Below are 25485 nucleotides of genomic sequence, written 5' to 3' on the forward strand. Positions count from 1 at the left end.
TTTTTTGCTACTTATAAATCCTTCTTTAAATAGTAATGCTTATAGTCTCTTCCTACATTATCAAGAATACCAAATTCTTGATAACCGTGCTTTTTATAAAAGTCTAAGGCTTGAAAGCTTAAAGTATCAACTTTTATAAAATCACAACTTCTTTCTAAAGCAATTTTTTCTACTTCTAACAACAATTTGGATCCATATCCTAATTTGCGGATGTCTTCATCAATCAAAAGAGTATGAATCTCTAACCAGTTCCAGCAAACTTCACCTAATAGTCCTCCGCGGACCTTGTCATTTTCATCTTTAAGAAATAAATGAATTTCTGAGTATCTTCCTCTTAAATCTGGTGGGAAATGTTTTAAATTATATTCGTAAAGAGCATTGTTGATATAGTTTTTATCGGCAGTATTCATTTCTTTTACAATATGAAAATTCATAATATAAGTCTCCCTTTATTTGGATATAGCCTTCTTCCTCATTTTAACATATTTTTCAAAGTTAATTTCTAAAAATTTTGATTTTGTGTAAACTTCACTATATTTAACTTTAAAGCGAATATTATCATTCAAAGTAGCAAAAAAGTCTTTGTTTCTATATATATGAGATTTGTAAAGGGCTGAATGCGACTCAGTCTTAAGTCCGAGATGAAAACGGTTCTTAAGCTCGTTATGGAAAAACGAAAAAATAGTTAAGATAAGAGTATCAAATCGAAGGGAGGCAAGCACAAGATGAAACAATTTCTAGCGTTTATCGCAGCTGGTATTTTGGCTTTAATTGCTCTTGGAAGTCTTGCTGGTATAGTAGGATTCGCAATTGGAGCAGGAATTGTGTATTGGAGCTATAAATCATTTGTGCGGGCACAATCATTTTTTGGGAAATTAGCTTGGGGTATTGGTGGTTTAATCGGCTTGTCAATCGCCCTATCTCATTCACCGGCATTAATCGGTATTGCGGCATTAGTAGTTCTATACTACGGATACCGTGAGTGGAAAAAAGAAAAACATGTAGTAGTTGATTCTGCTTCAGAAGGTTCTAAACCATATAGTAACTTTGAAGATGAATGGAATAAGTTAATGAAAAACTAATATAAAACAACTTAAATCATAAAATAAAAGAGAGGAAGATTTATAATGAAACAATCTTTATTCGGACGTGTGCGCGATGCAATTTTAGCAGATTTTCATAATGTATTAGATGAGAAAGAAAGAAAGAATCCAATCGCTATGTTAAACCAATATTTACGCGATAGTGAGCGTGAAGTAACAAAAATTGAAAAGTTAATCCAACGTCATAAAACATTAAAATCTAACTTTGCTCGTGAACTTGAACAGGCTCGTTACTTCGTAAATAAGAGATCAAAGCAAGCTGTAATTGCGCAAGAAGCAGGAGAAATGCAATTGCATGAACGTGCATTAGAAGAAGTAGCATACTACGAAGGGCAAGTGGCTCGACTAGAAGAAATGTATGCAGGTGTAGTGGAGCAAATTGATGAATTAGAACGCCGTCTTTCTGAAATGAAAAATAAGCTAAAAGAAATGAATGCAAAGCGTATGGAATTAATGGCACGCGAAAATATGGCTCATGCGAACCGTCGTATGAATACAGCTCTTCATAAAATGGATGAGAATAATCCGTTCTTACGATTTGAAGAAATTGAAGATCACATTCGTGATTTAGAGCTTCGTATGAATGAGGATCATGAGCGTGATACATTTGATATGAAAATTGCAAAACTTGAACGCGAAATGAAAGAAAAAAATGAAGTATCTTTAGACAAAGAAGTAATAAAATAATTGTAGTATATTATAAAATGAGCTTATGATATAGTGGTAGAAGAAAAGGTGTTGGAAAGCAATACCTTTTTCTTCTATTTATATGTAACAAGAAGGGGGGAGCTGAAATGAAGAAACAATTTTCAAAAACACAATTATTGGGGATGCTCCTCATCGTATTTGGATTTGGTCTTTTTCTTGATATGGTTCTCGGACATTTTGAACCAGGGGCCCTTATTTTTGCGTTTATTATGATTATGTTCGGAAGGCATTATCGGAAAAAGAATCGTTATGTGAGAGGGAATGTGTTTTTATTTGTTGGGGGGATTGTTTTTTTATTCTTCCTGTTTTCATCAGCGGCCTTCGTGCTAGTTGTATTTGCTTGCATAGCTTTTATTGGTTATCAACTTATTCAAGGACAGCAGAAACCAAAAACTATACAAGTTGAAATTAAGGAAAAAGGATATATAGATGAAGAAAAACAAATTTATCGCACAGAACCATACCTTAAGAATATAATGGTTGGTAACATAAGAATGATGGACCATATTTATGAGTTAGAAGATATTAATGTCCAGTACGGAGTCGGTGATGTTGAAATTGATTTGACAACGGCAATGATTCCCGAAGGAGAAACGGTCATTGTTATTCGTGGTGTTATTGGGAACATTCGTTTATATGTTCCGTATGATATCGAACTATCTTTAAACCATTCTGTCATCATGGGGAGAGTTTCGCTTCCGGGGCATGAAGAAACAGGTTTTAATCGAAATGTGACGTTTAGGACAGAACAGTATAAAGAAACTCCTCGCCGAATTAAAATTATTTCTTCGCTTGTCGTAGGCGATACGGAAGTGAGGAAAGTATAATGAAAAAGCAAGGAAATATTTCATGGATGTACATCCGTTATTCTATGTTATCTTCTGTTAGTATTGCACTTATTTGTACAGTTGTATATGTATGGAAAAGCGGACAGGATGTATATGATTTATTATGGAAAGAATCCATTGCTTCTGTTCCAATCGGCTTGTTAATTATAAGTACAAGTCTTCTTATGGGTGGAATTGTAGGATATGCGATTGGTTATTATATGCAGCAGCGTATTCAAGGCTTGAATACTTTCTTGTTTGAAGTAGAGCGTGGGAACTTTCCAAAGGATGTTTCGTTTACTGCAGAAGATGAATTTCATGAAGTAGAACGAAAAGTAATTGCGCTTGCTCGAAGATTAGAGGAACAAGCTGGGTTATTTCAAAAGGTAACGAATGAACGAGCTCATTGGAATGAAGAAATGAGACAAGAAGCGATTTCTCAGGAAAGGCATCGACTAGCAAGGGAACTGCATGATTCAGTGAGTCAGCAGCTTTTTGCAATGTCTATGATGATGTCAGCGATTAATGAACAAGTAGATCATATGCCAGAAACAACGAAAAAACAATTACAACTTGTAGAAAATATGGTTGTCAATGCGCAATCGGAAATGAGAGCATTACTTCTCCATTTACGTCCTGTACAACTTGAAGGTAAAAAGTTAACAGAGGGTATAGAGGAGTTGTTAACAGAACTTTCTAGAAAACAACATATGAAAATTGAATGGTTGATTGAACCGATTCAATTAAAAAAAGGTGTAGAAGATCATTTATTCCGTATTGTACAAGAGGCATTGTCTAATACATTACGACATGCCAAAGCGAAGAAAACGGAGGTACGCCTTCGCCAAATTGATCAATATGCGATTTTGAAAATCATTGATGATGGTGTTGGATTTGAAGTAGGTGTCAATAAAGCTGGATCATATGGTCTAAGGTCCATTCAAGAGCGTGTTCATGAAATTGGTGGAACATTAAAGGTGCTAAGTTTTCCGAATAAAGGTACACAAATTGAAGTGAAAGTACCAATTATGATAGAGAGAGAGGAAGAGTAGCATGATTAAAGTATTGCTTGTTGATGATCATGAAATGGTGCGGATGGGTGTATCAGCATATTTATCCACTCAGCCGGATATTGAAGTTGTTGGGGAAGCTGAAAATGGAAGAAAAGGTTCAGAATTAGCATTAGCATTAAAGCCAGATATTATTTTAATGGACCTTGTTATGGATGAAATGGATGGTGTGGAGGCAACGCGTACGATTATTCAAGAATGGCCAGAAGCAAAAATTGTTGTCGTGACAAGCTTTTTAGACGATGAAAAACTATATCCTGTCATTGAAGCAGGGGCAACGAGCTATTTATTAAAAACATCAAGAGCGAGCGATATCGCAGATGCAGTACGAGCGACTTATGATGGAGAAACAGTACTTGAGCCGAAAGTTACTGGAAAAATGATGTCTCGTATGCGTCAAAAGAAAGAACAGCCACTTCATGAAGATTTAACGGAACGAGAGTTTGAAATCTTATTATTAATTGCAGAAGGAAAAAGTAATCAAGAAATAGCAGATGAGCTATTTATTGCACTAAAAACTGTGAAGACACATGTAAGTAATATATTAAATAAATTGAATGTAAGTGATCGTACGCAGGCGGTTATTTATGCTTTTAGACATCAGTTAACGAAATAAGATGGAGCTTCCACTGGATATGACTGGTTTCATTAGTGGAAGTTTTTTATCTTATGATTGGTGGACAGAAAGATCTCCACTTCCCACCGATTAAAGTTTCACTTTATTGACGAATTCATTTGAGAGCGCTATCATTTGAGTAGAAACGAGTAAAAAAGAAAAGTTAGGAAATTACGTGAATGTATTGCAAGCACTTAAGGAACAATATGATATTGTAAAAGTGGAAACAGTTGATACGAACATTAAGTATTATACAAAAGCATATAAAATAAGTAGTTTCAATCATACTTCTTATCAAATAAAAAAACTCCCGTTTAAGGGAGTTTTTTTATTTACCCGCGATACCACCCTAGTTCATACATATAGAAATATATTTATATGTACGAAGCTTTGCAACGTACAACATGATACGTGTTCTTCGTAACGGGGGACGACAGGTAAGAACTTGCTACATCGTTCGGTTCTACTTCTTAGAGATGATTTTCGGTTACGCGCTGAGCATCGCCTTTCAGCAAGATGCCTACTCTTTGGGGAACAGCTGTATAACGTACACGTTCTCGTCGATGAATTTTGTTTAAGTATTCTGAAAGGACTTTCATATGTCTTATTTAAAAGTCAATATGTTTTTTGAATAGAATTTTGAGGAATTGTATCAATATGAGAAATGGAACGAATATAATTTGCAAAAGCTTCTTGATCTGTCGGGCCTTCTATACGATTTCTTCCTGATTTGAAAGTTATAAATTTATCTCCTCCGTTTGCTAAAAAAGAGTTGGCCACAACAGAGTATGTTTGATCATCTTGCAGAGGAGTTCCATTTTCTAATGAAATAGATTGGATTAAATTATTTTTCCAGCTATAACGAAGGCCAGAAATTTGTAGCATGCGAGTTTCTTCTTTCCATTGTTCTTGCAAGATGTTTCGAATTTCTTTTCCTGACAACTCCATCTTGATTAATGGGTTACCGAATGGTTGTATGAGGAAGGCATCTTCCCACGTAATTGTTCCTTTTTGTAAATCGTGCCGAATGCTCCCGGGATTTACAAAAGCAATATCCGTTTGCATAGTTTGACGTTGAGCTATAGCAAGAAGGGCGCCTAATTTTGATTCGCCATGTTCGTTTCGATCACGGGTTAATTCGTAGTTTGCTATTCCTAATTGTTCTTCTATTTTAGAATGGATTTTAGATGTATAAGAATCTATCCATTTTCTTATATGAGAATCAGGAGAAAGCGTATTTTGGTAGACTGGGACAATAGTTGCATCTTTTCTTATAATGTCTTTGGTTTTACGATTTAATGTAACAGTGACGTTTGAAAAAGCTTTTCCATATGAATAAGCTTGCACAAGGAGTTTCCAGTTTACGTTTCCATTTACATAAGAATGGGTATGTCCACCAAAGATAATATCGACGTCAGTATCTAGGTTATTTGCTAAATTAACTAGAGCTCCAGTGGTATTATCACCGGTTGTATTACCACCAAGATGAGCAAGAATTATAAATGCATGAATGCCTTTCTTTTGTAGTTGATGTACATAGGAATTAATGGAAGTAGCTTCATCCAAAAAGAGGACAGAAGACATATTGGTATGCATTGTTAGAAATGGAGTATCTTTTGTGACGACACCAATGAATGCAATGGGAATACCATCGATCCATTTAATTGTATAGGGAGGAAAGAGTGCCTTTTTTGTTTTACTATCTAAAGCATTTGCACATACATAGGGGAATGAACTGCCTGAAAACGAATTTATTTGTGCAGTAGATTCACCACTAATGAGTTGCTGAAGAGCAACTGGTCCTCTATCAAATTCATGGTTTCCAATTGTACCAACATCAACTTGAAGCTTATTTAAAAATTCCATCGTTGGTTTATCATGAAACAGTGCCGAAATCGGAGGACTCCCGCCAATCATATCTCCTGTATGAACAAGTAAGGTGTTGGGGGTTTTATCGCGGTAGGATTGAATGTAGGCGGATATGTAATCGGCGCGTCCTACAGCTTTACCATGCAATGTTGAAGTGGTATTTAATTGGCCGTGCAAATCATTGAGGCCAAGGATTTGCACGGATATGTCGGCAGGTAGAGAAGGAGAGAATAGCACGGGAAAAATCAGTTTGATAAGAAATGGGAATAATATGAAATAGTTCATATTGACACTCCTCTATTAAACATATTTTAGGATGCGGAAGTTTCACTTTATTGTATGAGGAGTGAAAGGGAATCTTTTGTAAAAAAATCGTAAAGTATAGAGGGAATGTAAATTTTTTGAGAAATATGACAATTGAGATGGAAAGGCAGGAATCTTTTTTATCAATAGCGAATAATACTACAATCCACTTACGGAAAAGAACAGACCAAAAAGAGGTGACGGAAATGCTTGCGATGGGTATATTGTTTGGAATTGTAGTAATTTGTGGTTTCATATGGTTATATTATTCGCGTTCGTTTAAACAAGCAGAAGTGTTGCTCTTTCAAAAAGGAAGTTTGTTGACCAATCAATCTAGATACTTAGTGTGTCCAAAGTGTGGAAGTGCACAGGCTAGAAGTGGAGGATATCAAGAGTGTTGCAAAATTAGGTTATGAAAGGAGAAAGCCTCACAAAATTATGTGAGGCTTTCTTAAGATTTTGTGGCACTCCAAATGGTCCAACGATCTTGTTCGACAATGGGAGCTATGTTGTGTAGCTTAGAGCGGATATGGTGGAGTAATTGAGAAAGTTCTTCGTCTGTTAATTCGTATAAAATAGATCGGCCTGTCCGTGGTGATAAATCTTGTAGTAATGTTTCAATGGAATCATGGATTTTTCGAACTTCCCAAATTGTTTGAAGGGGAAGTGGATGCATACCGTTTTGTGTGATTAATTGCTGTATATAGGTTGCTTTTGGTCTTCGCTTTTCCTCTATTGGAATGAGCTTAGGATAGACGGAGAAGAAATACCCACGAATATGTTCTGGGCTTCCTAGAATTGTACAATCTTCAATGGTACGATCTTGAAGAATAAGCATGCCATTTTTCTTTAAGATACGTGAGGCCTCTTGTAAAAACTTTGGGACGTCTTGTAAATGATGAACAACAGCACGAGAAATTACAATATCAAAAGTTTCATTAGCAAATGGCATATGGTGGGCATCACCGTGAATGAATGAGATGTTTTGGATGGAAGCGCAATTTTCTATTGCTGCTTGTAGCATTTTTTTTGAGAAATCGAAACCAACGACATTGCTAGCTCCCATGAGAGCCAGTTCTTTCGTATAAATACCACCACCGCATCCAATATCAATTATGCTTTTACCTTTTACATCAATTATATTTTGGATTATTTCACACCAAGAAATATCTGCTTTTCGTGTGGCATAAGTGTACCTATTATTGGCATCATGAAAATTAATGGACATGTAAAAGCCTCCTTTCGTGTATAGTATATCTCATTTCATCATACATAGCGTTTTTGTTTCATTTTCAAGGACAATAAGCTTTTCTTATTGTTCTATATAGGAGGGCGCGGAGTGAGTAAAAAATATTTGCTAATTATATTCATTTTTTTATTAGCATCGTGTAGTCAGTTTGAACAAAAAAAGGAGAAAAAACAAGTAGAAAAGACGGTGAATTCTGTGCAAGAAAGTATACAAGTAACAGTTATACAAAAAGGAAAGCTCGAGAAGGTTTTAAGCCAAGAGGAAGCAAAAGAAGTAGTGGAGATTATTAATAAGGCTGAGAAACAACAAATAACAGGGAGTTTTGGAGAGCCAGAGTATGAAATACAAATTGAGAAAAATGGAAAGAAGAAAACATATCGTGCATGGTTAAGAGGAGAAGATCGACGTGGTTGGTTACAAGATGAAAAGGGTGCGTATATGCTCACAAAATCTGATACAGAACAACTGTTATCTATACTTCCGACTGTGCCTGAATCAACAAGTGATGATACGAAAGTAAATACATTAACAGAAGTGACAAAAAAGGATTTACAAATTACTGCTTTTCACATTAAAACAAATGAAAAAAGCATAAATTATACAGTATTTTATACGATTTCGGATTCTTTATATAAAACGTTGGAGAAAGATAGGGAGTACTATTTTCAATTGACGTTTCCTTCTAAAGTACAACAAGTGATTGGAAAGAAAACAAGTGAAATCATGCAAGGTGAGAAAGTGAAAGAGGGGTATAAACAATATGAAGTGAGTATCGTTGTACCAGTAGAGCATGTATCAACCTCTCAAATAAAAGCATTAGAAACTTATTACGATGAGTATGATTTACAAGTATTAAATTACAAAAAAGAAAAAGTAGGAGCGTTTCAAAATATTATTCAGATTGTAAAAGATTATGGTGAAAAAATGAATTTGCAAAGATAGCTAAACTCTTTCCTAGGAAATGAAAAATAGAGTGAACTAAAAGGTTCACTCTATTATTTTGTTTTTGCAGATGGTTCGTTCATTGATTTTCGTGTAATAAGATAGGAAATCATAAGAGCAGAAAGGACAATAAGAGCGATAAACAAATGATTGGGTAACCAATCTAATAATAGTAAATAGCCAACTGTATAAAAAATTAGTGTTGAGGCTAAAAAGGATAAAGTGCCAATCATGAGAGATTGTAATGACATTTTATGTCTACCTCCTTCCGTTATTTTTCTGTTCTCAAGCAATCAATCTTAGTATTGTATTGAAGAAAAAGAAGAATAACTGCTTGAAACATATTCTTTTCTTATTTTTGGCTAATTTTGGATTATATAAACGTCATTTCTGATAAAAGAAAAAATATGACATACATAGAAAGAGGGAGAGATAGGAATCATCTAGTGTAGAGGTTTCAAAAACGAGAACCGTTTTTAAAAGATATAATACCGGAAATAAAAAAGAAGCAGATAAAACAAGATGTAAGGCGAAGTTTAAGGTTTTGAAAAAGGGGATAGAAGTCAGGAAGAGTGAATACGTCGTTTATGCTCATCGTGTTTACCACGACTTAATAGTATTATAAACAAATATACAGGTGAAACAAATATATGGGGATATACTGAGTTTGGGAACGGAAAAGGTATACAAGTAATCGAAGAATCTCTTCAAGCCCAGTCTTAAGTTGGGGAATTTTGGTTAGTTTGTTTTCTTTTAGAAAAGATAGGATGGGATATAAAGCAAAAATTTGTTTGGTTTAGCAGCAAATAACAGGATAAATCTAAATCGTTCATACATTTTTCACAAAAACACCGTGTTTATAGTGATTAAAATCACAACATCCAGTGAACATTTCATTTACACTAACAATAGTTAAAGAAATAAAGGAGTGGGATACAATGTTAAGTGCAAAAACAATTGAAATTGTAAAATCAACAGTACCATTATTACAAGAAAAAGGCGTTGAAATTACGACACGTTTTTATCAAATTATGTTCTCGGAACATCCGGAATTATTAAATATTTTTAACCATACAAATCAGAAAAAAGGAAGACAGCAACAGGCGTTAGCAAGTGCAGTGTATGCAGCTGCTACATATATTGATAATTTAGAAGCTATTATTCCTGCTGTAAAACAAATTGGTCATAAGCATAGAAGTTTAGGAATTAAAGCAGAACACTACCCAATCGTCGGAAAATGTTTATTACAAGCGATTAAAGAGGTAGCAAATGCGCCACAAGAAGTGTTAGATGCTTGGGGAGAAGCGTATGGTGTAATTGCTGATGCATTTATTAGTATCGAAGCAGAAATGTATGATGAAGCGGCAAAAAAAGAAGGCGGTTGGAAAGATTTCCGTAACTTTGTTGTTGTGAAAAAAGAGAAAGAGAGCGACGTAATTACATCGTTTTATTTCAAACCAGAAGATGGTGGAGAACTGTCAACATTCTTACCTGGTCAATATGTAACGATCCAATTAAATATAGAAGGTGAAACATATACACATAATCGTCAGTATAGCTTATCAGACGCTCCTGGAAAAGGCTACTATCGTATTAGTGTGAAACGAGAAATAGCTGCAGAAACACCTGATGGAAAGGTATCTAATTATTTACACGATCATGTTCAAGAGGGAGATATCTTGCCACTAAGTGCACCGGCGGGGGATTTTGTATTAAATATGGATTCAAATTTACCGATTGTGTTAATCAGTGGCGGCGTTGGTATTACGCCGATGATGAGTATGTTAAATACATTAATTGAGCGAGATTCAAACCGCAAGGTATACTTTATTCACGCAGCATTAAATAGCAAAGTGCATGCCATGAAAGAACATGTGCAGCAAGTAGAGAACGACCATGAACAAGTAGAAGTATACACTTGCTATTCTTCACCAACAGAACAAGATTTACAAGCGAAAAACTTTGATAAAGAAGGTTTCATTGATTTAGATTGGTTACAATCAATTATTCCTACAAATAAAGCGGACTTTTATTTCTGTGGCCCGGTACCATTTATGAAACATATTAATAAGGATTTAGTAGAATGGGACGTTTCACCTGAACACATTCATTATGAATTTTTTGGTCCGGCAGCAAGTTTATCATAAGGCAAACAAAAAACGAGGTGTTAGTTCCCCTCGTTTTTTACTTGTTCTCGTAACAAGCGATTTACTGTTTCACGACGTACACCGATCAGTTGTCCGATTTCTGTTTGTGTTAATATTTCATAGATTGGAATTTCCCCTAAATATAGTGAGAACCACTCTTGTAAACGGTAGAGACGTTCTTTCGGAGAAACAGTTGTTAATTGATCGATTCGCTGCTGCATCATTCGTAATTTTGTTTGTAGTTGCATGGCGATATCAGCGTATAATTCTGGATTCTCCTGTAGTTTTTCGTACCATGTATTACATACAATGGGCTGGACCTCTGTTTTAATTAAAGCAATTGCTGTACCATGATACTCCTTTGGTGAAATTAAAGAATGGTGAGGGATTGTCTCACCTGGAACAATAATGTTAAATAAAAATGGTGTTCCGTCTTCTTGTAATCGAATAACTTTTAATAGTCCCGTTTTAATAAAATATAAGGGACCTTCTTCACCTTGACGAAATAATGTATCCCCTTTATGTAGAATCAATGTTAGCACCTCATTTAATCATTTCTATTCGTTCATTGTACCCGATTTATAGTCTGTTTGTATTAAAAAATAGATGAATAAAAGAAGATAAGCTTACAAAACAGCAATTTAATTGACGGAATGTATGCTATTACAGTAGTATACTATTTAGTGTGTAATAGTACTAGCAATAAATACGCTGTAGGGGGTTTACTATATTGTTAGATGCGAAAATGACTGATATGAAAATTCCAGCTAATGCTGTAATACATGTGGAAGAGATGAAAGGTGGAGTCGTTCTATCAGTTGAAATAGATGGTCAAATTATCTATACAATGACTTATGATGAAGAAACGGATAGCTACGCTGAATTGTATGATAGGAATGATAAACGAGCACGTCAAGTACATGAAGATTTTATGGGATGGTCACTCCTTCACTAAAAAGATGTCAATATGACATCTTTTTTTGTTGAATCGATAGATTATACAAGCAGATGCAATAAACTGATAAAATTTGTAATAATTGCTTTTGCATTGTTAGCGCTTTGTAACAGCACACCCTCTGTTTTTTCGCTATCATAAAGGTAATAGTCACAGCTATAGAAGTGGAGTGATCAACTTGGGTAAATTGCATATTTCAAATTTGACGTTGTTTTGTATGTGTACGGTATTATGTTTTATTTTTGGGGTGTTTTTGTATTCCTGCGTATAAAAAAACGCATTCTAAAAAGAACGCGTTACAAGAAAGAAATGATAATTAATCTAGTTCCAAGAATAATTAATGTGACACGCAATAATTTGATAATCGCATTACCGCTTAATTTTGTATTGATGAAAGCTCCAATTTTTCCGCCAATCCAAGCGCCTGGAATAAGAATCAATGCATAAATCCAGCTAACATTGCCAAGAGAAATATGAGTCATAGAACTTACGATTGCTGATAAAAAGACAATAAACATGGAAGTTGCGACAGCAATTTGTGCAGGGAATGCAAAAAGAAGCATCATCGCTGGAACGAGTAATGCACCGCCACCAATGCCAAATAATCCAGATATAAAACCAACTACAAATGCGATAATAATCGAAAGAAACGGTGGGAATTGATAATGAACGGTGTTACCTTCAGCATCTGTGAAAGATCGTTTAATAACATTTGCATTTGAGAGGGAAAGAGGTTTCAATTTATCGCGTAACATGAGAAGGATAGATACGAAAATAAGGAAAATTCCAAAGTATAATGAGAAAGAATCCTGATTCAAAAATTTGTTTGCCCACGATCCAATAATACCTCCAGGGCCGCTCCCTATAAATAAAATAAGTCCACTTTTATAATCTACTCGCTTATGTTTCATATAAGTAAGAGTAGAGGAGAGACCAGTGAAAACTACGGTCACCATTGATGTACCAACTGCGAGTTGTGGTGATAAACTATGCAACCCAATCAGTAAGGGGACGATAATAATTCCTCCACCAAGTCCTACTAAACTTCCGACTGTTCCTGCGATTAATCCAATGAAAAGTAACATGATGTATTCCAAAATTGCCAACTCCTCTGTATCACTAATACAACATTTATTATACATGCTTTTTGAAAAGAAATAAGATTGTTCACAAAAAAGTCGCCTTCCTAGAAAAATAAGGAAGGCGACTTTGTATTAGAAAATAAAATGTAATAGGTAATAGAATAAGGCTGCTAATGAAGCAGAAATTGGAAGTGTAATTACCCATGTAATTAACATACGTTGCGCAGTTCCCCATTTTACACCTTTTACACGATGGGAAGCACCTACCCCTAAAATAGAAGAAGAGATAACGTGCGTTGTACTAACTGGCAAATGAATAAATGTAGCACCAAAAATAACAAGTGATGATGATAAATCGGCAGCTACCCCATTTACAGGACGAATTTTCATAATTTGTCCACCAACAGTTTTAATAATTTTCCATCCACCGACAGAAGTACCAAGACCCATTGCAAGAGCACATGAGAATTGAACCCAGAAAGGAATATCTCCAGAACTATGAAGGCCATTTGTCATTAAGGCCATTGTAATAATACCCATTGCTTTTTGAGCATCGTTTGTACCATGTGTATAAGCTTGTAGTGCCGCTGTAAACACTTGGAATAAACGGAAGTTTTGATTCGTTTTCGTTAAATTAAAGTTTTTAAAGACAACTTTAAAAATACTATATACGATAAACCCAATAACAAATGCAACGATTGGCGAAATAATTAAAGCTTCAAGAATTTTAATAAATCCTTTGAAATTAATTGAACTTAATCCAGCAGCAGCAATTGCAGCACCTGCGATTGCACCAATAATTGCATGCGAAGAACTACTTGGGATTCCATAGTACCAAGTAATTAAGTTCCAAGCAATTGCAGCAAGCAGAGCGGCTAAAATAACATATGATCCATGTTCTAAAGCAAATGGGTCAACAATGTCTTTTGTAATTGTTTTTGCTACACCTGTAAATGTCATTGCACCTAAAAAGTTCATAATAGCTGCCATAATTATAGCTTGTCTCGGCTTTAATGCCTTCGTTGAAACAGCCGTTGCAATCGCGTTTGCTGTGTCGTGAAATCCGTTAATAAAGTCGAAAGCTAAAGCACAAATGACTATTAAAACAGTCAATATCAAGAGTGTATCCATGATCAAACTCCTTATGCGTTCTTCATAATAATTGTTTCTAATACGTTTGCAACGCTTTGACAGCTATCAGCTACTTCTTCTAGCTCTTCATAGATCTCTTTGAATTGAATGATCTTAATTGGATCTTTTTCACGAGAGAATAAGTTCTTAATAGCATGGCGACGGATATCATCACACTGTGATTCGTAATCCTTAATTTTAATTGCATTTGTGCGAATATCCACTAATTTCTTATTCGACATAAGTTCAACGGAATTTGCAATCTCAATTGCACATTGATTAATTGCCTCCACAAATTTAATCATGTATTCATCTGCTTCTGTAATAGAATACATTTCGAATAAACCTGCACTGTGGTCTAGTCCATCAAGTACATCATCCATGCTCATCGCAAGTTGCAGGATGTCTTCACGTTCAATAGGAGTAATAAACGCTTTGTTTAGCTCCATAATGATTTCGTGAATAAATGAGTCACCTTTTGACTCGTATTCTTTCATGCGCATAGAAAATTCTTTTAGATCGCTGGCATTTTTAATTTTATACTCCACGAAAAATTGCGCGCCTTCTTTTAAATTTTCGGAAACATTCATTAACATTTCGGAAAATTTATCTTTTTTAGATTTAAAGACCATTATTGTTACCCCCACGAAAAGTAATATATGTAAAATATATTGGCTAGTCAATTCTAACAAAAAACTGTCGTTTTTTAAAACATTTTATCGAAAAGTTTACAAAAACTTAACATAACTCACATTGATGTATTAATAATATTAATAATCAATAATGAATATCTTACTTGTAGAATGTCCTTTTCTTGTAAAAAGTATGAATGTAAAAGAAATGCTTTACACTTGAGGAACTAATACGTTATTATAATAAATTCAAAAAGAGGACATTTTTTCCTTTTTTAATCGAAAGTGTAGACTCATGGAGGAAGTGAATAAATGAAATTGAACAACACTCATTTCAAAAAAATGCTTGAGTGGTTCAACAAGAGGAAGAAATTGCGCAACATATTATTAATTTTTTCCAGTTTTTTTGTTACCCTATTTATTGCAGTAAATATAATGATATCCATTCAAGACATATCTGCATTAAAACAAGCTGTTCCGCAGCCGACACTTATTTATGATGCTAATAAAGAAGTGGCAGCAAAGTTATCTTCTTCCAAGGCGGAAGGAATCAAAAGAAAAGATATTCCTGATATTATGATTCAAGCAGTTGTAGCAGTAGAGGATAAAGAATTTTTTAGCCATCATGGTATTGACTATAGTGGGATTATGAGTGCCTTGTTAAAAAATATTACTGCTGGAGAAGTAGTAGCTGGTGGGAGTACAATTACACAACAGCTTGCGAAAAATGTATTTTTAACACAAGAACGTACATTTTCACGGAAGTTTAAAGAATATTTTTTAACAAAAAAGATAGAGCGTACGTATACAAAAGATGAAATTATTGAGATGTATATGAATCAAATTTATTTTGGTGAAGGAGCTTGGGGTGTAAAAAAAGCGGCTAAATCATATTTCAATAAAGAAGTAAAGGATTTAACAATAGCAGAAGCTGCGACAATTGCAGGGTTAATTAAGGGGCCATCAATTTATTCACCATATAAAAATTTTAATAAATCAATCGAAAGACGTAACGTTGTTTTAGCATTAATGAAAGAGCAAGGATATATTTCAGAAGAACAGTACAGCAATGAGAAAGAAAAGGGCCTTGTATTACGCCGTGGCGTTGATGATAAGTATAAGGGCAAATACTCGCAATATGTAGATTACATTGTCAGAGAAGCGATGGAGAAATATGAATTGACACAAAATGAAATTTTAGCTGGTGGATATCGTATTTATACAGAACTTGATCCGAAAAAACAACAAGCAGTGGAAGATGTTGTGAATAATGATAGTTATTTTCAAGGGAGTAATGCTGATCAACTTATGCAAACGGGCATTGTTCTAATGGATCCGAAAACTGGTGGTGTACCCGCACTAGTTGGCGGGAGGGGAACGTATCAATTTTTACAATTTAATCATGCAACACAATTAAAAAGACAGCCTGGCTCGACATTAAAGCCTCTCGCAGTATATGTACCTGCATTAGAACAGGGATATGAAGTATATGATGTTTTAAAGGACGAGCCACTTCATATAAAAGATTATACGCCTCAAAATAGTGATCATACTTTTCATGGCGATGTGACAATGTATGAAGCAATTGCTAAGTCTTATAATGTTTCAGCAGTTTGGTTGTTAGAACAAATTGGATTAGACAAAGGGTTGAAGTCATTAGAGCGTTTTGGTATTCCATTGCAAGAGGAAGATCGTACCCTTCCTATTGCTTTAGGGGGAATGCATACGGGAACTTCACCATTCATAATGGCTCAAGCTTATGCAACTTTTGCAAATGATGGAGTACAAGTTGAAGGGCATGCAATTCGTGAAATACAGAATGCTGAAGGAGAAATAGTAGGAAAGTGGTATAAAAAAGAAACACGTGTAACAAGTGAAGAGGTTGCTCAAAAAATGACATATTTATTAAAAGGCGTTGTTGAAAAAGGAACAGGTGAAAAAGCAAAGGTAAAAAATATAGATACGGCTGGTAAAACAGGAACTACTCAGCTTGTAGACGGTCCGAGTAGCGGAGCGAAAGACTCATGGTTTGTTGGTTATACACCTGACCTTGTCGGTGCAATTTGGGTAGGGTATGATAAAACGGATAGAGAGCACTATATTCCAGGCGGTAGTCAAATTACAACAACAATGTTTCGAGATATTATGAAAAAAGCTGATGCCAACCCTAGTCAAAAAGCATTTCAATTATCACTAATATCAGAGACTGACTATGCAAAACAATTAAAGAAAATTGAAGAAGAAAAAAGAAGAAAAGAGGAAGAAAAAAAGCGTCAAGAACAACAAAAAGAGTGGATTGATAAAGTAAAAGAGTGGATTCCATTTTTGTAAGAATAAAAAGAGGCGAATGATTATTATATTCGTCTCTTTTTTATATGAATTGAAAACTTTTTCAGCGGGTGTATTTACTGTTCAGTGAGGCGAATAATGATGTTAGAATGGGATTGTGAATTATAAAAAATTGAAATTGTTGCTTTGCTAATTGGCTCAAAAGGTAAGTCATCTTCATATTTTCCAGTATTTTTATTGTGAATGGATAATGTAATTTCATCGATTTTTTGGTTATTATATTGTTCTTTAATTCTTTTTGCAATCTGATTCAGGTCATGATGGGAAGAAGCTTCTGTAATAATCATTCCTTTAATAACTCTTTTTTCTTTAGATAAAGAAGATGAGAGAGGTACTATATTTTGGTTTGCATATAGCAGTTCGTATGAAGCAATGTTACTGTTTTCTGCTGCTTTTGATGCAGAGGTGCATTCTAAAGTCAAAAAGAGTGCTGAACATAAAATTATACATGACATAAGGACGATCCCAAAGCGTATTGACGATAAGGTGTTCATTTTCATCCCTCTTTCATATCATTGTCTTTGTTCTCTATCATACAGAATAAGCGTTAAGGTAGAGTAAATTTGAAGTAAAGAAACGTAAAGAAGGACATCTAACATTTAAGATGGGAAGAATAGCCTCGAGTTCATTCTTACCGGAGTGTGTTGAGTTTGGAATGAAAGAAGAGACATTGAACTCATTAAGTTTTGTGGTATTTCTATATGAAAGAGGAAAAAATATAGAAGACATGTGGATTAAGAGATTGAGTAGTGAAGAACTTGGGGCATGTGAAAAAACATAAAATTGTATATTTTGAATATATTTACGTAGTTATATCAGTGGGGCTTTATCCCCACTGATTCTTTTTTAGAAGATGCTATAAGCCCGCTTCTTTTTGTGCCAATGGAATGGAGATGATAAATGTTGTTCCATTTTCATTACTAGAAACTTTTAGAGTTCCATTGTGATTTTGAATGATTTTTTTTGTTACTGATAATCCGAGGCCAGTTCCGGTATCTTTTGTAGAAAAGAATGGATCAAATATATATTCTTGAATGGATGGAGGAATACCAAATCCATTGTCTTGGAAAGTGACGCGAGCAAAATTATCCAAACGATGACTAGTGATTTGAATGGATAAAGGTCTATCACTTTTTGCATCCACAGCATTTTGGAATAAGTTTAGGAAAACTTGAACGAGCTCATATCGATCAATATTTACTAATATGTTTTCTAAATCGGAAGATAAATTATATTCAATAGAAATGTTATGTAAAAATACTTCACTAGCTAGTAGCTGTTGGATATATTCACGTAAAAAAGTATTGATGGGAAATGGTTCTCTTTTAAATTCGTGTGCTTTTGAAATAGATAAAAATTTAGTGATGATACTATTTGCACGATCTAATTCAGGAATGAGCAGATTTTGAAAGAGTTCTTTATTAGAAGGTGAAACACTTTCTTGTAAAAATTGTAAATAACCACGTACTGTTGTAAGTGGATTACGAACTTCGTGTGCAATTCCAGCTGCAATTCGACCAGCTAATGCAAGTTTTTCAGCATCACGCTCGGTATTTAAATAATGAAAAACACTGATAACACGGAAAATTTCTCCATTATAATCACGAATAATGCGATTGTTTATAATACCATAGTTTAAGTCTAATACTTCTTCATTGTAAATTTCTTGCCCGCTGTGTAATGTTTCTAAAGCTTTAATTTTTTCTTCTGGTAAGTTTAATAACTTTTGGATTGGTTCACCAATTATATCATTTCGTAATACGCCAAGATCGTCTGCTGCAGATTGGTTGCATAATGTAATGATACCTTTATTGTCAATGAAAGTGACATGATGTGAAAATGCATCAAATATATGAACAAAGTACTTTTCAAGTTGCTCAAATAGAAATAAGGAATCACAAGTTAGTACAAGATTTGATTCTATATCTTCTTTTGGGATGTGATGAATGAAATGAGAAGTTCCTTTTTTATGTAATTGTAAACCTAGTTGTGAATTTTCGTATGTGAAATGATGGGGTAATTGATTTACCAACTGTTCATAAAACTGCACTTTCTTTTCTAATTCTTTTATTTGATTTTCATGAGATAAAGTAGTATCCTCTTGAATCATAAATAAATAACTCCTCAATTTAAAAATTCTTCCATCTAGTATATCATATTTTTATAAGGATGCTCTTGAGGAAAGCTGAAACTTTTTTATCAGGCTGAACTATTTGTTTTCGTTAATTCAGTATGTATGGATTGACAAAAATAGGATAAGGAGGGATAAGGGTGATTTCTATTGGATTAACAGGATGGGGAGATCACGATTCTTTATATACGGATTCCTATGGAAATAGAAATAAATTGCGAACATATAGTGAGTATTTTCCTATTGTAGAAGTAGATAGTTCGTTCTATGCGATGCAACCAGTTAAGAATTATATGAAATGGGCCGGAGAAACACCAAAAGATTTTTCATTTGTTGTCAAAGCCTATCAGGGGATGACAGGACATATGCAGGGAGAGATTCCATTCTCTAATTTCGATGAGATGTTTGAAATATTTAAACAATCTATTGTTCCGCTTCAAGAGGCACATAAATTAAAGGCGATATTATTTCAATATCCACCTTGGTTTGATTGTCAGAAGAAAAATGTCGATTTACTCCGTTATACAAAAGAAAAAATGGAAGGATTACCGTGTGCTATAGAGTTCCGAAATCAAACATGGTTTAATCCACATATGCATGATAAAACATTACAATTTTTAGAGCAGGAAAAGTGGATCCATACGATTTGTGATGAACCACAAGCTGGAATTGGTTCAGTTCCAATTGTATTAGAAGCGACTCATTCTGAAGTGACATTAATACGCTTTCATGGCCGCAATTTTCATGGATGGCTTGATAAAGGAGAAAATTGGCGAGCTGTGCGCTGTTTGTATCGTTATAATAAAAAAGAGTTAGAAGAATGGGTAGAAAGGTTACAGGTATTGCAGAAAAAGACGAAGAACATATATGTGTTATTTAATAATAATTCCGGCGGGGATGCTGCTGATAATGCAAAACAGCTTATGACGATGATGCACATTACATACGGCGAACCAAAACCGGAACAACTCAATTTATTTGAATAAAATTAAAAAAGAAAAACACTGTACAAACAGGGGGAATGTACAGTGTTTTTCTATATGAAAAAGAGGGGTAACAATGTTACTGAGCGTTTGTTTGATTCATCAATTGTTGGCTTCATAATAAATGATAATGGTTATCATTATCATTGTCAATACTTTTCTTAATGTTTTTTGTGGAAAATTTAAATTTTACAAAAAATTAATTTTATAATATAATGAAAACGTTTATTTGATAATAATTATCAATGTTAATTAAGGGAGCGGGAATGAATGAAAAAGCCATGGAAAGTCATGACGACAGTTGCTGTTGTTTCTTCACTTCTACTATCAGTAGGGTGTGCAGGGAAAAAAGAAGAAACGTCAAAAGAAAAAAATACATATCGTATACCAGTAACTGATTATTCGTTTGATACAGCAGCAAATATGTTTGCATATACGGAATTTGAATTGTCTGGGGAACCATTAGCAGAAGGACTTGGATTAGATTTAGACATATTGGATGCACAAAAACGAAATAAACCAACGAAATTTGATTACATGGCTGGAATTGAATCTTATGAGTACTCAGAAGAAGCAATGTATGAGGTTGTTGAGAAATCCGGTCTTGGACTGCATTTACTGCACGCACCAATTGTACAAAAAATGACAAAAGCAGAAAATAAAGATGTTCCTACTTGGTTAGAGAGTCGATTTTATACATTAGCTGATAGTGTAGGGTATCCACGTAAAGAAATATTTACAAATATGTACCCGACATTTATGGAATATGCTGGCGGTGATCCGCATTATACACAAAAGGTGGATACTTCTGTATATGCAGAAAACGATGATAAAACATATGTACCAGCGTACCAAATGGATTTTAAAACATTACGCTGGGATCGTACGAAAATGAATAAAACGTTAACACCAGCAGCGTACGGTTCAACGTTTTTAAAACAAACATTATGGGCTGGGGACTTTTTAGGTGGTTTCCATACATTAGATAAAGATGAAGAGTTAGAGGCAACATCAAGCACACAAGATAAAGATGCAAATATTCGTCTTGGAAAAAGTAGTGCAGATGGTATGCAAGGAGTGATTTTAACAGAAGAAATTTGGAATAAGCTTGCATATATTCGTGATGGATTATTTTATGATGCGAATGCAAAACAATTAACGAGCGGAATTGGAAGTAAATATAATCCAGATAACGGCCTTGTTTATTTACCACATGAGATTAAAGTAAATGAAGAAGAAAAAGGCGGAATTGCAAAAGCTGGCGGATTAGAAGTGAAAGATGCACGCAGTATGCTTCGTGATCAGTGGATGATGTTATGGCCAACAGCAGAATTTTTCGGAATGACGGATCAACGTCCCGATAATAAAAATGTAAATCCAGCCTTCCAAGCGACATTCGATGGTGCGCCATTTGCCAAAGCGGTAGCAGAAAATACAGATCTTGATGTAGTGAATGATGTAAAAGCAGATGACCCATATTCTTTAAATCGTGATGTAATGCTACATGTATTTAAAAATATTGAAGCGATGCACTACAATAAAGAAACAGGAGCATTTGTTGCAGAGCATAGCGGAACAGAGCAAGGAAAACGAATTGATACATTTGATGCAAGTTATATGGTAGAAGCACTTCGTATGTTCCAGCGTGCGATTGATGGAATGCCAGTGGGATATGCCAGTGGTGCAGAGGCACAAGGGTTACAAACAGAAGAAGGAAAACGTGCACTTACTATGATTAAGACACAAGCAGACTTTTTGTTAAAAAATATGAAAACAAAAGATGGTTTCATAGCAAATGGCTATACAATCGGTAAAGGGGTAGATGAGGAACCTGTAACACTAGAAGCACAACTAGGAGCAATTCGTGGGTTAACAGCGGCCTTTCTAGCAACGAAAGATGAAACGTATCGCGTGGAAGCACGTAAACTATATGATTTAGTTGATCGTAAAATGTGGAATAAAGAAGCTCGTGCATATGAAACGAAAAAAGGTGAAATGAAATATACACCATATACAGCTGGTAGCGTATCAGCAGTTTTACGCGTTGCATTACAAAACTTAAGTAACACAGATGCAGATAAAACGAAATATGATTCATTGGAACAAAAAGTAATTACTTCTCGTTATGTTGATTTTTATGAGCAAGTAATCAATGGACCATCATTAAAAGAAGGAATGCAAACAAGTGAATTTTGGGATACTGGAGATGTTTATATAAAAGGAAAGCTTGGAAATGCTGATAAGGATAACGTACCACAAATTCAAGCTGGGCATGGTAAGAATGGTATTGCTCCGGTTCTTGTAAATGTTGAAGTGAAAAAAGAGAAATAAGAAAAACAAGAAAAAGCAATTCATGGTAGTATTAAGACCGAACAAGTGTAGAAACTTGTTCGGTTTTTGTGAAGTAAGGGTGTAGTAAGATGATACATTCATTGATGAGATTTTATAGACTAGTATCCACCAGTTTAATTGTCAATTTTTAAGTGGTAGGAATGTTGTCTAATGAGGGATAAGAAGGAAGGGTCAGATGATGAAGCGCTTGTTTATTGCGGTTGTGTTGCTTCTATGCATTGGGGTGTTTGCGAGTTGCGAAGTGAAAATGTCAGGAAAAGAAGTAAAACGCGACGAAGCTGTTCATAGTAATAATATTATAGTAAGCAAAGATGGAAAATGGATTTATACTGCAAATATTGATGTAAATACTGTAACGGTGACAGATGTAAAAAGTAGAAAAGTAGTATCGGAGATTCCAGTTGGAAAAGAACCGAGACAATTAACAATAAGTCCAGATGAAAAGACATTATATGTTTCTTGTATGTATGATAATAAGATAGATGTTGTATCATTGGAAAAGAAAAAAGTGATTGATCGAATTGTAACAGAAATAGAGCCATTTGGTATTGTTACAAATCCAGATGGGACAAAGTTGTACGTATCAAATTTCCGTTCAGGGAATGTATCAGTTATTGATATTGATAAGAAAAAAACAATTCAAAAGATTCAAATTGGCGACCGTCCACGAACGTTAGCGATGACAAAAGACGGGAAAAAATTGTATGTGCCACATTATTTAGAGGGGAAAATTAGTGTTGTAGATACAGAGAGTAATAAAGTAAAGAAAGTAATTACGCTTGCTCCTTCCCCAGACAAAGAAGACCGTAAAAAGAGTCAAGGGGTTCCAAATACATTAGAGCAATTTGTAATTGCACCAGATGGTAAGACAGCTTGGGTGCCACACATGCTGACGAATACCGATACACCAATTCAATTTGAGGAAACTGTGTTTCCAGCTGTTTCAATTATCGATTTAGAAAAAGATGAAGAAGTTACAAAACAACGTAAGCAATTATTTGAAGCGATGAATGTGAAAGATACAAAGAATGAAACAATGATTGTGTCTAATCCATACGATGTAGTTTTTAATGAAAAAGGGACGAAAGTATTTGTTGTTATGTCAGGTAGTGAAGATCTTGTCATGTTTGATCTAACTCGCGGTGGCAATGCGACACAAATTGTAAGACGCATTCCAGGAAGTAACCCGCGGGGGATTATTTTACTTCCAAAAGAAAACACGTTGGCTGTTCATAATGCAATGAGTCATGACCTGGCATTTCTACAAACAGGTGGCGATGATTCATACGCAAAGGTGAAAGCTGATAAGAAGACAGTTAAATTAATTGAAAAAGATTCTTTACCAAAACTAGTACGCGAAGGGAAAGAAATTTTTTATAGTGCAAATAGTGATAAGTATGCAACAACAATAACCGGAAACAACTGGATGAGTTGTGTGACGTGTCATAGTGATGGAGAAATTAATGGGTTATCATTGATGACACCAAAAGGGAAACGAAATGTACCAAGTAATGTTTTAACTACTCAAACAGGTTTATTTATGTGGGATGGATCACGTGATGATTTCACAGATTATATTCACACTGTACAAGGTGAAATGGGGGGGATGATGGAATTAGATCCAGGAAAAGAGATTCCAAAAGATGCCCAGCATATGTATGATGCGCTGCAGGCATTTTTAGATGATCCTAATTCATTCCCAGTACCAAAGAGCCCGTATCGTCAAGCTGATGGCTCGTTAACTCCTACGGCCAAAGACGGAGAGCAATTGTTTAAAGGAAAGGCAAATTGCTTAACATGCCACGGCGGAGAGAATTTGACCAATAGTACAAAAGCGATAGATGAAAATGGAAAGTTGACAACGAATAATACAAATTTCCTTTATAATATTGGAACTGCGAATGAAACAGATACAGGCTATGAGGGTGACGCACGCGGTGGTTTTCAAAATAAGCGGCAAAAAGGATTTTTTGATCCACCAACACTTCGTGGTGTAGGGGCAACAGCACCATATTTACATGATGGTAGTGCAAAAACAATTGAGGAAGCAGTAGAGAAGCATCAATATGAAGAAAAGCCGCAGTTATCTAAACAGGAAGTTCATGCAATTGCAGAATATGTAAAAGCGATTCAATAGAAAAAGAACAGCTTAGCGCTGTTCTTTTTCATTTACATATTGTTGTAAATCAAATGGAGTTATTTCTTGAATAAACTCTCTTGAGATAAGTGATTGAACAAGAGTGCTTTCTGAAATTGTAGCACCTGTTTTCTTTTGATATGCTTGTTTTAATAAGCCGAGTTTTTCTGCTGTTTCTTTTGGTAATTCAATTGTTAGTGTGTTCATAATTTCTCCCCCTTATTACTAGAGTACCACTACGAAATAAGAGAAACAAGAAAAGAGAAAATGAAACATAAAAAAGGTTACCAAGTTTAAAGTTGGCAACCTTTTTTATGTATAAGAACCATGTTTGTTTTTATGCAATACCGATATATTTTAAAGTTTTTGATGGGGTACTGTGATCAAAGAAGTGTTGTAAGAATGCAATATCAACACCAGATTTGTATGCACAATATCCCCAAGTTTTTCGCAGTGTATGTGAGCTAATCCCTTCTAAACCAACTTCTTTTGCAGCTTTGTTTAAAATATACCATGCATGCTGTCTTGTAATGGATTTTGTTCCTTTTTGCGATTTTAATAATGGTTCATTTCGCTTCCATATTTTACGCTCTCTCATATAATCTTCGATTGCATGCTGTAAATCTTCATTTACAGCAAACCATTTATGTTTTTTTACTTTTTCATTGTAAAATAAAATGGAGTGACGAACATTTTCATTTTCATCGATGACATCACCGACTTTTAATTGTAAAATCTCACTTACTTTTAGACCGGAATTTACAGCTAGTACGAATAGTAAGCCATCACGTTTCGAAGATTGTAAAAGTATATTTTTGATTTTTTCTAATTGTGTTTCGTTTTGAATAGGTTGTCCTGCTTGTTTCATTTCACGCACTCTCCTCTGTTATGTGTGTAAA

26 protein-coding genes and 2 pseudogenes are annotated in these 25485 nt (G+C 34.7%); 16 read left to right on the forward strand and 12 right to left on the reverse strand.

All coding sequences use genetic code 11. The features are described 5' to 3' along the window. Positions 1-11 precede the first annotated feature (11 nt). Entirely contained in the window at positions 12-434 is a 423-nt protein-coding gene (locus tag CN288_RS09835; protein ID WP_026591267.1) for a GNAT family N-acetyltransferase, read from the reverse strand. A 291-nt stretch (positions 435-725) separates the two neighbouring features. Between CN288_RS09835 and CN288_RS09840 the strand changes: the two genes are divergently transcribed. The 6 genes and pseudogenes from CN288_RS09840 to CN288_RS29505 form a co-directional block, all read left to right on the forward strand. Next, positions 726-1082, forward strand: a complete 357-nt coding sequence (locus CN288_RS09840; protein ID WP_026591266.1) for a lmo0954 family membrane protein — start codon at positions 726-728, stop codon at positions 1080-1082. A gap of 45 nt (positions 1083-1127) precedes the next feature. Beyond that, complete coding sequence (locus CN288_RS09845; RefSeq protein WP_026591265.1) at positions 1128-1790, forward strand: PspA/IM30 family protein; 663 nt, start codon at positions 1128-1130, stop codon at positions 1788-1790. A gap of 107 nt (positions 1791-1897) precedes the next feature. Beyond that, positions 1898-2638 carry a cell wall-active antibiotics response protein LiaF gene (gene liaF / locus CN288_RS09850; RefSeq protein ID WP_090691029.1) on the forward strand — a complete coding sequence of 247 codons (741 nt, stop codon included), beginning with the start codon at positions 1898-1900 and terminating at the stop codon, positions 2636-2638. After that, a complete protein-coding gene (locus CN288_RS09855; RefSeq protein ID WP_026591263.1) occupies positions 2638-3690 on the forward strand; it encodes a sensor histidine kinase in 1053 nt (350 codons plus the stop codon). Before liaF ends, CN288_RS09855 begins: the two co-directional genes overlap by 1 nt. Before the next feature lies 1 nt (position 3691). After that, on the forward strand, positions 3692-4324 hold the full coding sequence (locus tag CN288_RS09860; RefSeq protein ID WP_090691031.1) for a response regulator: 633 nt from the start codon (positions 3692-3694) through the stop codon (positions 4322-4324). A 157-nt stretch (positions 4325-4481) separates the two neighbouring features. After that, positions 4482-4625, forward strand: a pseudogene (locus CN288_RS29505) (DUF3992 domain-containing protein); the annotation flags it as partial. Positions 4626-4939: 314 nt separating this feature from the next. Here the strand turns inward: CN288_RS29505 and CN288_RS09870 are convergent. After that, positions 4940-6478 (reverse strand): bifunctional metallophosphatase/5'-nucleotidase, encoded by a 1539-nt coding sequence (locus CN288_RS09870; protein WP_098302211.1) that lies wholly within the window; start codon positions 6476-6478, stop codon positions 4940-4942. Positions 6479-6702: 224 nt separating this feature from the next. On the opposite strand from CN288_RS09870, the gene CN288_RS09875 reads away from it, so the two are divergent. After that, the gene (locus CN288_RS09875) at positions 6703-6912 is read left to right on the forward strand and encodes a hypothetical protein (protein WP_026591260.1); all 210 of its coding nucleotides are present in this window, start codon (positions 6703-6705) and stop codon (positions 6910-6912) included. Positions 6913-6947: 35 nt separating this feature from the next. Here CN288_RS09875 and CN288_RS09880 read toward each other — a convergent pair whose 3' ends face one another. Beyond that, a complete protein-coding gene (locus CN288_RS09880; protein WP_026591259.1) occupies positions 6948-7724 on the reverse strand; it encodes a class I SAM-dependent methyltransferase in 777 nt (258 codons plus the stop codon). A gap of 111 nt (positions 7725-7835) precedes the next feature. On the opposite strand from CN288_RS09880, the gene CN288_RS09885 reads away from it, so the two are divergent. Beyond that, complete coding sequence (locus CN288_RS09885) at positions 7836-8687, forward strand: hypothetical protein (RefSeq protein ID WP_098302212.1); 852 nt, start codon at positions 7836-7838, stop codon at positions 8685-8687. Positions 8688-8740: 53 nt separating this feature from the next. On the opposite strand, the gene CN288_RS09890 is transcribed toward CN288_RS09885, so the two are convergent. Next, entirely contained in the window at positions 8741-8938 is a 198-nt protein-coding gene (locus CN288_RS09890) for a hypothetical protein (RefSeq protein WP_026591257.1), read from the reverse strand. A 204-nt stretch (positions 8939-9142) separates the two neighbouring features. Between CN288_RS09890 and CN288_RS29510 the strand changes: the two are divergent. Both CN288_RS29510 and hmpA read left to right on the forward strand, forming a co-directional pair. Further along, a pseudogene (locus CN288_RS29510) lies at positions 9143-9410 on the forward strand (hypothetical protein); the annotation flags it as partial. A 215-nt stretch (positions 9411-9625) separates the two neighbouring features. Then, positions 9626-10834 carry an NO-inducible flavohemoprotein gene (hmpA, locus tag CN288_RS09900; RefSeq protein WP_098302213.1) on the forward strand — a complete coding sequence of 403 codons (1209 nt, stop codon included), beginning with the start codon at positions 9626-9628 and terminating at the stop codon, positions 10832-10834. Between the two features lie 20 nt (positions 10835-10854). Here the strand turns inward: hmpA and CN288_RS09905 are convergent, their stop codons facing one another. Next, a complete protein-coding gene (locus CN288_RS09905) occupies positions 10855-11367 on the reverse strand; it encodes a Crp/Fnr family transcriptional regulator (RefSeq protein WP_090691047.1) in 513 nt (170 codons plus the stop codon). A gap of 197 nt (positions 11368-11564) precedes the next feature. On the opposite strand from CN288_RS09905, the gene CN288_RS09910 reads away from it, so the two are divergent. Next, complete coding sequence (locus CN288_RS09910) at positions 11565-11789, forward strand: hypothetical protein (protein WP_098302214.1); 225 nt, start codon at positions 11565-11567, stop codon at positions 11787-11789. A 296-nt stretch (positions 11790-12085) separates the two neighbouring features. Here CN288_RS09910 and CN288_RS09920 read toward each other — a convergent pair whose 3' ends face one another. The 3 genes from CN288_RS09920 to CN288_RS09930 form a co-directional block, all read right to left on the reverse strand. After that, positions 12086-12886 (reverse strand): sulfite exporter TauE/SafE family protein, encoded by an 801-nt coding sequence (locus tag CN288_RS09920; RefSeq protein WP_026591254.1) that lies wholly within the window; start codon positions 12884-12886, stop codon positions 12086-12088. 117 nt (positions 12887-13003) lie between these two features. Next, entirely contained in the window at positions 13004-14002 is a 999-nt protein-coding gene (locus CN288_RS09925) for an inorganic phosphate transporter (protein WP_026591253.1), read from the reverse strand. A gap of 11 nt (positions 14003-14013) precedes the next feature. Beyond that, the gene (locus CN288_RS09930) at positions 14014-14634 is read right to left on the reverse strand and encodes a DUF47 domain-containing protein (RefSeq protein WP_000231449.1); all 621 of its coding nucleotides are present in this window, start codon (positions 14632-14634) and stop codon (positions 14014-14016) included. Between the two features lie 312 nt (positions 14635-14946). Between CN288_RS09930 and CN288_RS09935 the strand changes: the two genes are divergently transcribed. Then, complete coding sequence (locus CN288_RS09935; protein ID WP_026591252.1) at positions 14947-16965, forward strand: transglycosylase domain-containing protein; 2019 nt, start codon at positions 14947-14949, stop codon at positions 16963-16965. Between the two features lie 74 nt (positions 16966-17039). On the opposite strand, the gene CN288_RS09940 is transcribed toward CN288_RS09935, so the two are convergent. Continuing rightward, entirely contained in the window at positions 17040-17477 is a 438-nt protein-coding gene (locus CN288_RS09940) for a hypothetical protein (RefSeq protein WP_026591251.1), read from the reverse strand. 110 nt (positions 17478-17587) lie between these two features. On the opposite strand from CN288_RS09940, the gene CN288_RS28710 reads away from it, so the two are divergent. Then, a complete protein-coding gene (locus tag CN288_RS28710; protein WP_176527661.1) occupies positions 17588-17764 on the forward strand; it encodes a hypothetical protein in 177 nt (58 codons plus the stop codon). A 75-nt stretch (positions 17765-17839) separates the two neighbouring features. On the opposite strand, the gene CN288_RS09945 is transcribed toward CN288_RS28710, so the two are convergent. Further along, on the reverse strand, positions 17840-19093 hold the full coding sequence (locus tag CN288_RS09945) for an ATP-binding protein (protein ID WP_026591250.1): 1254 nt from the start codon (positions 19091-19093) through the stop codon (positions 17840-17842). Between the two features lie 161 nt (positions 19094-19254). Between CN288_RS09945 and CN288_RS09950 the strand changes: the two genes are divergently transcribed. The 3 genes from CN288_RS09950 to CN288_RS09960 all read left to right on the forward strand — a co-directional run bounded on the left by CN288_RS09950 (position 19255) and on the right by CN288_RS09960 (position 24586). After that, on the forward strand, positions 19255-20100 hold the full coding sequence (locus CN288_RS09950; protein ID WP_026591249.1) for a DUF72 domain-containing protein: 846 nt from the start codon (positions 19255-19257) through the stop codon (positions 20098-20100). Positions 20101-20367: 267 nt separating this feature from the next. Next, positions 20368-22428, forward strand: a complete 2061-nt coding sequence (locus CN288_RS09955) for a hypothetical protein (RefSeq protein WP_098302216.1) — start codon at positions 20368-20370, stop codon at positions 22426-22428. Positions 22429-22624: 196 nt separating this feature from the next. Continuing rightward, the gene (locus CN288_RS09960) at positions 22625-24586 is read left to right on the forward strand and encodes a beta-propeller fold lactonase family protein (protein ID WP_026591247.1); all 1962 of its coding nucleotides are present in this window, start codon (positions 22625-22627) and stop codon (positions 24584-24586) included. A gap of 12 nt (positions 24587-24598) precedes the next feature. On the opposite strand, the gene CN288_RS09965 is transcribed toward CN288_RS09960, so the two are convergent. Both CN288_RS09965 and CN288_RS09970 read right to left on the reverse strand, forming a co-directional pair. Next, on the reverse strand, positions 24599-24793 hold the full coding sequence (locus CN288_RS09965; protein ID WP_026591246.1) for a DUF3924 family protein: 195 nt from the start codon (positions 24791-24793) through the stop codon (positions 24599-24601). 130 nt (positions 24794-24923) lie between these two features. Beyond that, entirely contained in the window at positions 24924-25454 is a 531-nt protein-coding gene (locus tag CN288_RS09970) for a tyrosine-type recombinase/integrase (RefSeq protein WP_026591245.1), read from the reverse strand. Positions 25455-25485: the final 31 nt, after the last annotated feature.

Source organism: Bacillus sp. AFS023182 (assembly GCF_002560575.1).
Taxonomy (GTDB): Bacteria; Bacillota; Bacilli; order Bacillales; family Bacillaceae_G; genus Bacillus_A; species Bacillus_A arachidis.